The sequence below is a fragment of the Nocardioides sp. NPDC054178 genome (genome assembly GCF_055585005.1).
Genome location: NZ_JBVJKY010000003.1, coordinates 339,806 through 351,959, shown reverse-complemented (window position 1 = coordinate 351,959; position 12,154 = coordinate 339,806). Strand labels below are relative to the sequence as shown.

The following is a 12,154-nucleotide window of genomic DNA, read 5'->3' as shown; positions in this document are numbered from 1 at the left end:
TCGTCGCCCCCGACGGACCCCACTCTAAGCCCAGAACGACCGATCTTCGCCAGGGGCTCGACCAGAGAGACCGACCCCGTAGGGTCAAAACTCTGCCGGTGCGGCGTCAGAGACTGACGTCTCGGGGCAGCGGGGTGGGGTTCAGGGCACCCAGGCGCTCGATGGTGTCGAGCGCGACAGCCTGGGAGGTCAGGCCGATGCTCTCCAGGATCTTGGGCCGCTTGGCGTGGTCGAGGAACTCCTGCGGGATGCCGTGGATCTTCACCGGAGTGCGTACGTCGGCGGCGGTCAGGGCCTGCAGGAAGGCCGCCCCCACGCCGCCGGCGACACCGTTGTCCTCGATGGTGACGACGAGGTTGTGGTCGGCGGCCGCCTCGATGAGGGCAGGGTCGATCGGCTTGACCCATCGCGGGTCGACGAGGGTGACGCCGATGCCTTGGGCGGTGAGCCGCTCGGCGACCCCCACGGCGACCTCGGCCATCGAGCCGACGCCGATGACCAGGACGTCCTTGGTGCCGTTGCGCACGAGCACGTCGGCGTCGCCGAGCTTGGCGATCGTCGGGATGTCCTCGGGCGGCGGGCCCTTCGGGAAGCGGACGACGGTGGGCGCGTCGTCGACCTCGACGGCCTCGTCGAGGAGCTCGTTGAGACGAGTGATGTCGCGCGGCGCGGCCAGGCGCAGCCCGGGCACGACCTGGAGCAGCGACATGTCCCACATGCCGTTGTGGGAGGCACCGTCGTCGCCGGTGACCCCGGAGCGGTCGAGGACGAACGTCACCCCGGCCCGGTGGAGGGCGCAGTCCATCAGCACCTGGTCGAAGGCGCGGTTGAGGAACGTCGCATAGACCGCGAAGACCGGGTGCAGGCCACCCATCGCCAGGCCGGCGGCCGAGGTGGCGGCGTGCTGCTCGGCGATCCCGACGTCGAAGGTGCGCTCGGGGAACCTGGCCTGGAAGGCGTCGAGGCCGACCGGGTGCATCATCGCCGCGGTGATCGCGACGATGTCCTGACGGCTCTCCCCCAGTCGCACCATCGCATCGGAGAAGTGGTCGGTCCAGATCCGGCCCTTGGGCTTCTCGGCTCCGGTCTGGACGTCGAAGGGACCCGGCGAGTGGAACTGGTCGGCCTCGTGGCGCTCGGCCGGGTCGTAGCCGTAGCCCTTGCGGGTGATCGCGTGCACGATCACCGGTCCCCCGAACCGCTTGGCCGAGGTCAGCGCCTGCTCGACCGCATGCCGGTCGTGGCCGTCGACGGGGCCGACGTACTTCAGGCCGAGGTCCTCGAAGAGGCCCTGGGGCGCGACCGCGTCCTTGAGCCCCTTCTTGACCGCGTGCAGCGCGTCGTAGGCGAGCGCGCCGATCCCCGGCACCGCGTTGAGGCGGCGCTTGACCATGTCGAGGAGCACCTCGTAGCGGGGGTTCGTACGCAGCGAGGTCAGCGCCGTGGCCAGGCCACCGATGGTCGGGGTGTAGGAGCGGCCGTTGTCGTTGACCACGATGACCAGCTTGGAGTCGTGCTGGATCGCGATGTTGTTGAGCGCCTCCCAGGCCATCCCGCCGGTCAGCGCGCCGTCGCCGATCACGGCGACCACGTGGCGGTCCTCGCCGCGGATCGTGAAGGCCTTCGCCAGCCCGTCGGCGTAGGAGAGCGCGGTGGAGGCGTGGGAGTTCTCGACCACGTCGTGGTCGGACTCGGACTGGCTCGGATAGCCGCTCATCCCGCCCTCGCGGCGCAGCGTGCCGAAGTCGCCGGCCCGTCCGGTGACGAGCTTGTGGACGTAGGACTGGTGGCCGGTGTCGAAGACGATCTTGTCGCGCGGGCTGTCGAAGACCCGGTGCATGGCCAGGGTCAGCTCGACCACGCCGAGGTTGGGCCCGAGGTGGCCGGTGTTGGTGGCCACGGTCCGGATCATCAGGTCCCGGATCTCGCTCGCGAGGAGCTCGAGCTGGTCGTCGGAGAGATCACGAAGATCCTGCGGCGCGGCGATGCGTTCGAGGAGACCCATAGGAGGGGATTCTACGTCTCCACCCTGACGGGCGCCGACCCGGATAGGGACGCATGCTGGGGCGATCCGAGGAAGGGCGTCAGCCCGATCCGGGCCGAGTCACTGAGGTCCAGGTCAGGGACGGTCGCGGGGTCGACGAAGACGATCTGGCGGCCTTCGTGGCACACGATGTCGGCGTCGGTGAGGTCGACGCCGGCCGCATACAGATGAAGCGTGTCGTCGGACCCGGTCTCGGGGTGGTGCACGTCGTGGACGGCGACCAGGTGCAGGTCCTCGGGGCGCAGCCGGACCTCGGTCTCCTCCTCGAGCTCGCGCACCGCACCGATCAGGGGGTCCTCTCCCGGCTCCAGGTGGCCCCCGCTGAACGCCCACTTCTCCGGCGCGATCCGGGGGTGCTCGTCACGTTCCTGGAGCATCACCCACCCACGACGGTCGACAAGGATCACAGCGGCGAACTCGGTCATGAGGAGCGAGCCTAGTTGCTGCCCGGACGTACCGACGCCCGTGGTCTACCCGGCTCGTAGTTGTGTACGCCGCTGAGCGAGCGCCAGCCCCGCACGACCGCTTCCGGGTCGACCGAGATCGCGCGCCCCGGGGAGACCGAGCCCCCACCGCGCACCTGCCGACACTCCTGTGAGACCTACCTTCCTTGACTGGACACAAGTCAAGGCAAAGACTGGCTCCATGGCACTGACGAAGAAGCAGAAGACCATCCTGACCACCACCGCGCTCGTGGCCCAGGCGGCAGTCGCTCCGGTGATCCTGCGCGACCTGCAGACGCGCTCCGACGACGAGATCCGCGGACCGCGGACGCTGTGGCGGCTGTGGGGCAGCACCAACCTGCTCGGCGCGGCGGTCTACTGGTTCTACGGCCGCAAGACCACGGCGGCCTAGGCCCTGGCCACCCCGCGCGGCTCGGTGAGGAGACGGATCGCGAAGATCAGCTCCTCGACGTCGGCGAACCGGCGCAGGTCGCACCCGGTGCGCTCGGCGATCCGCTCGAGCCGGTGGTAGGCGGTGTTGACGTGGACGTGCAGACGCTCGGCGGCCAGCTTGGCGTTGAGGTCGCAGGCGACGTAGGCCAGCATGGTCTCGATCATCACGCAGTCGCGCGCGAGGTCCTCCTCGACGAACTGGCGCAGCGCCGGGCGCACCAGACGCCGAGCGGTCGGATCCTCGCGCAGCACCAGGTAGTCGATCGTCGAGATCATCGACAACGCCATCACCCCGGGATCCGCACCGAGGACGTCGCGAGCGATCCCCGCCTCTGCGTACGCAGCGGGCACGGCGCCCAAGCCGGGGTGCACGGTGCTGGCGCCCACGGCCAGCTCGAATCCCTCCCGGGCGAGCTGGCGGTAGATGCGGCGCAGGTCGGGCACGATCGTGCGGACGTCGTCGGTGGCGACCGGCAGGATCCCGACGAGCTGCTCCTGACGGATCACCGTGACCCCCTCCCGCGCCGGGCCCAGCTGGGTGCGCACGTGGCGCAGCGCCTCGCGCAGGCTCCGTCCCGGGCGTAGCGGCCGCACCGGCACCGCGATCACGACGATGACCCGGTCCTGGGGCTCGAGCCCGCACCTGCGGGCCACCTCGAGCATCGGGCCCGGCCGGACACCGCGTCCGGCGAGCAGGTCCTCGACGAGGTCCCGGCGGATCCGGTCACCCTCGGCGAGCTCGACCTGGTGGGCCGCGAGGTAGGCCTCGGCCGCGACCGTGCTGCCGACCTCGATCACCTGCATCACGTGCGAGGCCACCGGGAGCGCCGCACGGCTGGTCTCCGGGTCGGTGGCGGCGATCTCGACGATGCGCTCCCACAGCGCCACCTGGCCGATGCGGAAGGCCTGCAGGAAGTCGGCCAGCGCGACCCCCTGGCGGACCCGCCGCGTCGCCTGGTCCACGGTGAACTGGAAGTCCTCGCGTACGGCCGCGCGTCCCTCCTCCAGCGTGGTGAGCACCGCCAGGAAGACCGCCTCCGCGTGGTCGCCGACCTCCTTGCGCAGCTCGGGGTCGGGGCTCACGGCGTAGGCCGGGACCTGGTCCCAGTTGTGCTTGAGGAACAGCTCCACGGTGTGCGGAAGGTCCTCCCTGATGCCCGCGACGATGCGTCTGATCGGTTCCATGCTCATCGCGCTCCCTCGGTGTCTCGCTGGCGGTTGCGGCGTCAACCAGATCAACGCGCGAATGTGGCGACAGTCACGCCCGGACGGGTGTGTGATCCGTCTCCATCCCGGTTGTCGCGCCCTCACACATTTCCCGACGCGCCCTTCCCAACCGAGATCTGGCTGGTGAATGGTGCTATGTGTCGGGGGTCACAAAACTCGGACCCTGCCCACGCCAGGAGTGATTACACATGGGGACGCACAACCCGGAAGGCCCTGCTCGGGTCTCCAGACGATCGTTCGTCGGATACGTCATCGGCGGCACCACGCTGATCGCAGCCGCAGACCTGGGCCTGACCCCGTCGGCCGCCCAGGCCGCGCCCGTGCCGTCGGTGCCACAGGTCCCCGAGCTCTATGACCTCAACGACTTCCTGAGCCACTGCGCGATGCCGACCTCCAACCTGATCGCGATCGAGGTCGACGAGAAGGGGCACGCCCACTTCGCGCTGCCCCGGATGGAGGTCGGACAGGGCATCACCACGGCCGTGTCCATGCTGATCGCCGACGAGCTCGACCTCCCGGTCGACCACGTGCACGTCACCCTGGCGCCGGCCCGCCCCGAGCTGCTCTTCAACCAGCTGACCGGCGGCTCCAACACGATCATCTCGATGTACACCCCGGTCCGTGTCGCCGCCGCCATCGCCCGCAAGGCGCTGTTCGAGGCCGCCGCGATCCTGCTCGGCACGACCGTGGCACAGCTGGTCGCCAAGGGCGGCGTGATCAGCATCCCGGGTGGGTCCTCGGTGACGTACGCGGAGGCGGCGGCCAAGGCCGCGAAGCCGACGACCGAGAAGGTCGAGGTCGAGCTGAAGAAGACCTCCGAGCACGCCGTGGTCGGCAAGCCCCATCGCCGCGTGGACGCGCGCGACGCCGTCACCGGCAAGAAGAAGTTCGCGATGGACCTCGACGTCCCCGACGCGCTGCCCACGATGGTCTGCCGCGCCCCCGAGCTCAACGGCACGCCGGAGTCGATCAACAACAAGGGCGAGGTCGAGACGATGCCCGGCGTCACCCACGTCGCGATCATCCCCACCGGCGTCGCGGTCCGGGCCAAGACCTTCGGGCAGTGCATCGACGCCGTCCGCGCGCTGGACGTGACCTGGAACTCCGGCACCGTGACCACGATGTCCGCCAAGGACATCCGGGCCGAGCTCAAGGCCGGTCAGATCCCGCTGGCCGTGCCGAAGCTCGGCGCGACCTCGGTCGACGGGGAGTTCACCTTCCACTTCCGCAGCGGATCGGCCCTCGAGCCCAACTGCGCCGTCGCCGACGTACGCGACGGGAAGGCCACCATCTGGGGCGGGCTCAAGTCGCCGATCACCGCCCAGGAGAAGATCGCCGCTGCCCTCGGCCTGGCGCCGACCGACGTGACGGTCAACGTGGTCCAGGGGGGTGGCTCCTTCGGCCGCAAGCTGTTCTTCGACGCCGCCCTCGAGGCCGCGCACGCGTCGAAGGCGTTCGGGGCGCCGGTCAAGCTGATGTGGCACCGCGCGGACGAGCCGCGCCAGGGCCGGGTGCACCCGATGGCGGTCTCCCAGGTCCGGGCGACCGTGCTGGCCGGCAACGTGCTCACCTTCGAGCAGCGCCACGCGAGCGTGGCCTGCGACTTCACCCACGGGCTCGGGGAGCGGCTGACCGCCGAGGTGGCGGCGCTGCCGACCGGTCTGTCGAACCTGAGCTTCTCCGAGACGATCTTCATGCTCGCCACCGAGCTGCCCTACAACTTCGGGGTCGTCACCCAGCTGCTCAACGAGCCGAAGCCCGCGGTCGACCGGTTCAACACCAGCTCGGTGCGCAACATCTACTCCCCCGATGTCGCCACGGCCAGCGAGCTGATGGTCGACCAGCTCGCCAAGAAGCTCAAGCAGGACCCGGTCGCCTTCCGGCGCCGCTACCTCAAGAGCGACATCGTCAGGCGGGTGCTCGACCGTGCCGCCGAGCTCGGCGACTGGGGCCGCTCGATGCCCGCCGGCACCGCGCAGGGCATCGCCATCCACAAGGAGTACAAGGGCGCCACGGCTGTCCTCGTCGAGATCGACTGCCGTCCCGAGACGGTCAACCGTGAGGTGCGCGACGCGGTCACCGGACCGCGGGTCACCAAGGCCGTCGTCGTCGCAGATGTCGGCCTGGTGATCAACCCGGCAGGAGTGAAGGCCCAGATGATGGGCGGCTTCTCCGACGGGATGTGCCAGGCGCTGACCTACAGCAACCACCTGGTCGGCGGCCAGTTCCTGGAGGCCAGCTGGGACAACTCGGCCTACACCCGCCAGTGGAACACGCCGTTCGAGTTCGAGTGCGAGGTCATGGAGTCGCACGGCAGCCAGCCGGGCGGTGTCGGCGAGGCCGGTGTGGCCGCCTCGATGGCCGCCGTCGCCTGTGCCTACGCCCGCGCGACCGGCGAGGTGCCGAAGGAGTTCCCGATCAACTTCCACGAGCCGCTGCACTTCAAGCCCAAGTCCTTCATCCCGTCCGTCCCCGAGTCGCCGACCGACGGCCTCGCCTACACGTTCTGAGGTCCTCGATGCCTTCTCACACCTTCCAGCTCAACGGCGAGACCGTCACCGTCGACGTCGAGGACGACGTACGCATCCTGTGGGTGCTGCGCGACATCCTCGGCGTCACCGGCCCGAAGTACGGCTGCGGCATCAACGTCTGCAAGGCGTGTACGTCGCACATCAACGGCAAGGCGTTCAACCCGTGCTCGGTGCGGGTCGCCGACCTCGACACCGACGACGAGATCACCACCATCGAGGGGCTCGCCGACACCGCTCCGGGCGACGGCCTGCACCCGATGCAGGAGGCCTGGCTCGAGCACGACGTCGCCCAGTGCGGCTACTGCCAGCCCGGCCAGATCATGACCGCGGTCGCCCTCGTCAACAAGGTCCGCGAGGAGGGCCGCGCCATCACCGAGGCCGACCTCGACACGATCCGCAACGTCTGCCGCTGCGGGACGTACTCCCGGATCCGGGAGGCCATCAAGACCGGACAGGACGCGATGGCCCGAGGGCTCTAGCCGAGCCTCTCACTCGTCCGGGCAGACAGGCTGGTACGGCTCCTCGGGCAGGAACTCGTCCCACTCCTGCTCGGTCAGGTCCCGGCCCGCCATCTGGCACGCGAACCCGACGGCACGGTCGATATCGGTCTCCCACCGATAGACCGTGCCGTCGTTCGACGCGAGCGCCACATCGTGGCTGTCGTCGATGAACTGCGCGTCGGCCGGGACCGGGTCGCCCTCGTGGGGTGGATGCACGGTGCCCAGCAGGTCCAGCGTCGTGGCGTCCCACAGGCTGACGCCGCCGTCATCGGCCCCGGAGACGAGCAGCTCGCCGTCGTCGGAGTAGTCGAGCCCGAGCACGGCGGCCCCGGGACCGGTGGATCGCTGCAGCGTCTCCCCGGTCGAGACGTCGGTGGTCACGATCTCGCCGGTGTCTCCCGCCACCGCGACCGTGGACCCGTCCGGCGAGGCGACCGAGGCGTACCTGACGAAGTCCAGGCTCCCCTCGGTCCGGACGTCGCCGGTGCGCACGTCGATCACCTGCCACGTCTCGGAGACTCCGTCGGCAGAGACGCCGCCGACCATCGCACTGCTCCCGTCCCCGATCGGGGCGATGCTGGACGCGGGGATGTCGAACGGACCGGCTCGCGGCTGCAGGGTCTCGGCGTCGACGACGACCGTCCCGGTCATGCCACCGACGAGCAGGCTGCGGCCCTCGTCGACGTAGGCGAGCGAGACGATGTTCCCGTCGAGGACGTCGCGCCTCTCCACGGTGCCGGTGGCGGGGTCCAGCACCACGGCCTCCCCGCACGCACCCGTCACGCAGGAAGCGACGTACCGCTCACCCTCGGGGTGCCAGGTGCCGCTGCCCCAGGGGCCTGCGATCACCGGCACGCGGGCGGGCGGCGTCGCGTTCCCTGTGGCCGTGTCGACGAACCTGACCCATCCCGTGTCCCCTTCGGTCCAGCTGTACGCCACCCGCCGGCCGTCCGGGGAGAGGTCGGCGTGCGCGTACACCTCGGCGTCGCCGACCCGACTCGTACGCCGCAGGTAGGTGTCCTGCCCCGACAGGTCCCAGGTGCGCACCATCGAGGGGCCCCCGCCCTCGTAGACCAGGTCGCCGTCCGGGCTGAAGTCGACGCCCCACTCCGACGTGCTCTCCCACCGTGCCAGCAGCCGGCCGGTGGCGGTCTCCCAGGCGATGAGCTCGCCGTCGCTGGAGTGCGACACCACCAGCGAGCCGTCGGGCGAGAAGCCGACGTCGCGGACCTGGTCCTCGTGTCCACGCAGCGTGCGGACCGTCGTGCCGTCGGAGGCACGCACCAGGAGCACGTTCCAGCTCCGCTCCGAGCGTTCCCGCATGTTCGCCTCACCCGTGTCCGTGAGCGCCAGCAGGGTGCCTTCGGGGTTGAGGTCCGAGGAGGCGTAGGACTTGATCTCCTCGCGCTGCCAGATCCGGTCACCCGAGGCCACGTCGTACGCCGCCAGCGGCCAGTCCGAGTAGAGGGTCCGACCGTCCCGGCTGAGCCCGGCTCCCGACGGGACCGTGCCGGTCGGCATCCGGACGGGAGCCTTGGACGGCGAGCGAAGGTCCCAGACCAACGTGTAGCCCTCGTCCTGCCACTCTGGAATGTTCGGCCAGTCGGATGGATACACGCTGCCGGTCAGGTAGCGGCCACCTGCGCTGAACCGGACATCGACTCCCCAGACCTTCCTGCCACCGGGGAAGGCCAGCTTCGTCGTCGGCTCCATCGTGCTCGTGTCCAGCAGTCGCACCGGCTCCCTGGAGCCCTGGCCGTTGGGGATGACGGCGAGATGCTTGCTGTCCGGGCTGAACGCCGCGAGCATCCACCCGGCTCCTGAGGGCTGGACCGGGTCGTAGGTGTCCACCAGACGGCCGGTGACGGCCTCGTAGAGGTGCACCCGGTTCTGACCGTCCGAGGTGGCCATCCAGCGGCCGTCGGGGCTCACGTCCAAGGTCTCCACGTAGTCCCCCTCGGCAGGTGCCGAACGGACGAGCTCGGGACGCATCGCCAGCGCGGCCACTAGGTTCGCCCGGGTCTCCGGCGAGTCGTCCAGTCGCGCACCCGCGGTGGCGAGCAGCAGCGAGAGGCTGACGTCGTCGGCGAGCAGGGCACGGGCGCCGACCCGCCCCGCGTCCGCGGCGACGGCGGCATGCTCGGCCCGGGCGGCGTTCTCGGTCGCCCGGTCGGACTGGACGACCGCCACGGCCCCGGCGACCAGCGCGACGACGAGGAGTGCGGCGGCACCGCCCAGCGCCATCCGGAGCCGGCGGATCAGCCGGGCCTGCGCCCGGGCGCGCTCGAGGATGCTCCGCTGCTCGTCCTCGGCGTGGTGGGTGGAGGCCTGGAGGAACTGGTGCTCGATGTCGGTGAGCGCGGTGTTCTTGCCGGCCCGCCAGTCGAGTGCCCGGGCCAGTCGTATGCCGCGGTAGAGCTCGCTGTCGGGACGGCCGAGCGCCTCCCAGGCGTCGGCGGCGGTGGAGAGGTGGTGGCGGATGCGTTGGCCCTCGAGGTCGTCCTCGAGCCAGCCGCGTAGCCGGGGCCAGGCGCGGGTGAGGGCCTCGTGGGTGATCTCGAGGGCGTCGTCGTCGGTGGTGACCAGCCGGGCGGTGACCAGCATCTCGATGAGCTGCTCGTGCTCGGGGTCGGTGCCGACCAGGCGTCGCGGCACCCGGGTGCGGACCGGTTCGCCCTCGGGGCCCGGAGAGACCAGGCGCAGGACGAGGTCGCGCAGCAGGTGGCGACGTTCGACCTCGACGCGGGAGTACAGACCTTCGGCCGATTGGGCCACGGCTCCGTTGATGCCGCCGCTGGCGTGGTAACCGGCCACGGTGAGGGTGTTTCCCTCGCGTCGCTTCCAGGTCTCCTGCAGCGCGTGGGACATCAGCGGTAGCGCCCCGGGGTCATTGCCGACCTCGCGGAGGAGGAGGTCGACCAGGCCGGGCTCGATCAGCAGCCCGGCTTGCCGGGCGGGGGTCTCGATCGCCGAGCGCAGGCCGTCCTCGTCCAGCCCGCCGACCAGATGCATGCCGCGTTCGACGAGTCGGCTGAACCCCGGGTAGGCGGCGAGGTCGGCCAGGTGGTCGGCGCGCAGCGCGAGGGCCACGGTCCGGTTCGGGGCCTCGGCGGCCAGGACTTCGAGGAACTCCTGCCGCTCCTGCGGATCGTCGCACAGCGAGAACAGCTCCTCGCACTGGTCGATCAGCAGCGCCGCTGTGCGCGGGGCCTGCGCGAGCATCGTCAGTGAGTTCATTGGATGGGGACCGGGTGTGATCGTCACGCTGGGCTGTCCGCGACCTCGCAGCGCCGCGGCCACCCCGGCGCGGAGCAGCGAGGACTTGCCCGAGCCCGAGGGCCCGACCAGCGCGAGCACCGAGGTCCGCGCCACGATCTCCAGGCAGGCGGCCACATCCCCCTCGCGCCCGAAGAACCAGTCCGCGTCCTCGACGCCGTAGGGCCGCAGGCCCAGCCACGGACACGTGCCCGATGGGGTGGGTGCGTCAGCCACCAGCAACGAGGCGTCCTGGCGAAGGATCGAGGTCTCCAGCGCGACCACCTCGGGGCCCGGATCAATGCCCAGATGCTCCCCCAGGACGGCCCTGAGCTGATGGATCGTACGCAGCGCCTCACCCTGCTGCCCGCACTGGTACTGCGTCCGCGCGAGCAGCACCCACCGGTACTCACGCAGCGGTGCGGCACGGACCAGGACCTGTGCCTCGGCAAGGATCTCCCGGTACCGCCCGGCCCGCAACAGCGCCTCGACCCGCAACTCCTCGGCCTCCAGACGCAGCTCCGAGAGCCGCGTACCGGCAGCAACCGCCGGCTCCCAGCCCTCCAGATCGACGAAGGGCTCCCCGCGCCACAACCCCAGCGCGTCGCTGAGCAGGAACGCCGCCCGGTCGGCCTCCCCGAGGGTGAGGAGCTCGTGGGCCCGGCCGACCTGGTCCTCGAACCGCAGCGAGTCGACCTCCTCGACCGGCAGGTGCAACGCATAACCCTGAGCCGAGGTCCGCACCGCGTCCCGCCCCAGCAGCTTGCGGAGCCGGACCACGCAACCCTGCACGATCTTCCCGGCCGAGGCCGGCGCAACCTCACCCCACAACGCATCGAAGAGCTGGTCGGCGCTCACCGGATGTCCGGGATCGGTCGCCAACGCTGCCAGAACCACTCGGTCCCGCCGACCCAGGTCGCCCGAGCCGTCCACCGTCAGTGGGCCGAGAACGCCAATGCCCACCCGTCAAGCCTCGCACCGGGCCCCGGCGCCGTCAACGCGGCCGATACCGGCGCGATACCGAGCCCCGACCACCGCGATACCGACCGATGTCAGAACGGAGACCTACACCGGGGCCGCCGGCCCCACGACCAAGGAAGGCGCCATGAACACCACCACCCACCGCACCGCGACCACCCTCGCCGCTGCCACCGCCGTCGCCGGCGCACTGACCATCATGTCCGCCGTCGCGCCCACGGCTGCCAGTGCACGCCGCGTCGAGCCTGTCACCGACCCGGCCGTGCGCTGCGCCGTCAGCACCGGCGACGCGTCGAGCACCGCATCCATGGACATCGCCGAGATCGTCACGATGCTGAAGGTTCGGAGGGCGAAGTACCTCTTCGACCACCCGTACCTGCTCCGCTGAACCACCTATCGCCCGGGTCAGCGCTCTCGCAGCACCGACTCGATCCGCTCCACCTTGGCGCTGAGCTGGCCCTCGTAGCCGGGCCGGATGTCGGCCTTGAGCACCAGCCCGACACGCGGGGAGACGGCGGCGACCGCGTCGACGCACTGCTTGATGACACCCATGACCTCGTCCCACTCCCCTTCCAGGTTGGTGAACATGGCATTGGTCTCGTTGGGCAGTCCGGACTCGCGGACGATGCGGATCGCCTCCGCGACGGAGGCGGCCACCGAACCATCGGGGTCGTCGGTCGTTGTCGGGGCGATCGAGAAGGCGACGAGCATGTCGAGACACTA

Annotated in this window: 9 protein-coding genes; 4 read left to right on the top strand and 5 right to left on the bottom strand. The window is 70.5% G+C overall.

What is annotated here, in order from left to right; genetic code table 11:
* Window positions 1-106 precede the first annotated feature (106 nt).
* Together dxs and ACZ6WN_RS14265 are read right to left on the bottom strand one after the other, a co-directional pair.
* Window positions 107-2,005, bottom strand: a complete 1,899-nt coding sequence (dxs, locus tag ACZ6WN_RS14270) for a 1-deoxy-D-xylulose-5-phosphate synthase (RefSeq protein ID WP_465865363.1) — start codon at window positions 2,003-2,005, stop codon at window positions 107-109.
* Between the two features lie 11 nt (window positions 2,006-2,016).
* Window positions 2,017-2,469 carry an NUDIX hydrolase gene (locus ACZ6WN_RS14265; protein WP_465865361.1) on the bottom strand — a complete coding sequence of 151 codons (453 nt, stop codon included), beginning with the start codon at window positions 2,467-2,469 and terminating at the stop codon, window positions 2,017-2,019.
* Between the two features lie 220 nt (window positions 2,470-2,689).
* Between ACZ6WN_RS14265 and ACZ6WN_RS14260 the strand changes: the two genes are divergently transcribed.
* Window positions 2,690-2,899 carry a hypothetical protein gene (locus ACZ6WN_RS14260; protein WP_465865359.1) on the top strand — a complete coding sequence of 70 codons (210 nt, stop codon included), beginning with the start codon at window positions 2,690-2,692 and terminating at the stop codon, window positions 2,897-2,899.
* On the opposite strand, the gene ACZ6WN_RS14255 is transcribed toward ACZ6WN_RS14260, so the two are convergent.
* Complete coding sequence (locus ACZ6WN_RS14255) at window positions 2,896-4,131, bottom strand: PucR family transcriptional regulator (protein WP_465865357.1); 1,236 nt, start codon at window positions 4,129-4,131, stop codon at window positions 2,896-2,898. The genes ACZ6WN_RS14260 and ACZ6WN_RS14255 overlap by 4 nt on opposite strands.
* Before the next feature lie 224 nt (window positions 4,132-4,355).
* On the opposite strand from ACZ6WN_RS14255, the gene ACZ6WN_RS14250 reads away from it, so the two are divergent.
* Together ACZ6WN_RS14250 and ACZ6WN_RS14245 are read left to right on the top strand one after the other, a co-directional pair.
* Complete coding sequence (locus tag ACZ6WN_RS14250) at window positions 4,356-6,677, top strand: molybdopterin cofactor-binding domain-containing protein (RefSeq protein WP_465865356.1); 2,322 nt, start codon at window positions 4,356-4,358, stop codon at window positions 6,675-6,677.
* An 8-nt stretch (window positions 6,678-6,685) separates the two neighbouring features.
* Window positions 6,686-7,177: a (2Fe-2S)-binding protein gene (locus ACZ6WN_RS14245; protein WP_465865354.1), complete on the top strand. Its 492-nt coding sequence runs from the start codon at window positions 6,686-6,688 to the stop codon at window positions 7,175-7,177.
* 9 nt (window positions 7,178-7,186) lie between these two features.
* Here the strand turns inward: ACZ6WN_RS14245 and ACZ6WN_RS14240 are convergent, their stop codons facing one another.
* Window positions 7,187-11,386, bottom strand: coding sequence for an nSTAND1 domain-containing NTPase (locus ACZ6WN_RS14240; protein WP_465865852.1), 4,200 nt, complete (start codon window positions 11,384-11,386; stop codon window positions 7,187-7,189).
* Between the two features lie 172 nt (window positions 11,387-11,558).
* Between ACZ6WN_RS14240 and ACZ6WN_RS14235 the strand changes: the two genes are divergently transcribed.
* Window positions 11,559-11,819 (top strand): hypothetical protein, encoded by a 261-nt coding sequence (locus ACZ6WN_RS14235; protein ID WP_465865352.1) that lies wholly within the window; start codon window positions 11,559-11,561, stop codon window positions 11,817-11,819.
* A 17-nt stretch (window positions 11,820-11,836) separates the two neighbouring features.
* On the opposite strand, the gene ACZ6WN_RS14230 is transcribed toward ACZ6WN_RS14235, so the two are convergent.
* Window positions 11,837-12,142 carry a thiamine-binding protein gene (locus ACZ6WN_RS14230; protein ID WP_378863631.1) on the bottom strand — a complete coding sequence of 102 codons (306 nt, stop codon included), beginning with the start codon at window positions 12,140-12,142 and terminating at the stop codon, window positions 11,837-11,839.
* Between the last annotated feature and the right edge of the window lie 12 nt (window positions 12,143-12,154).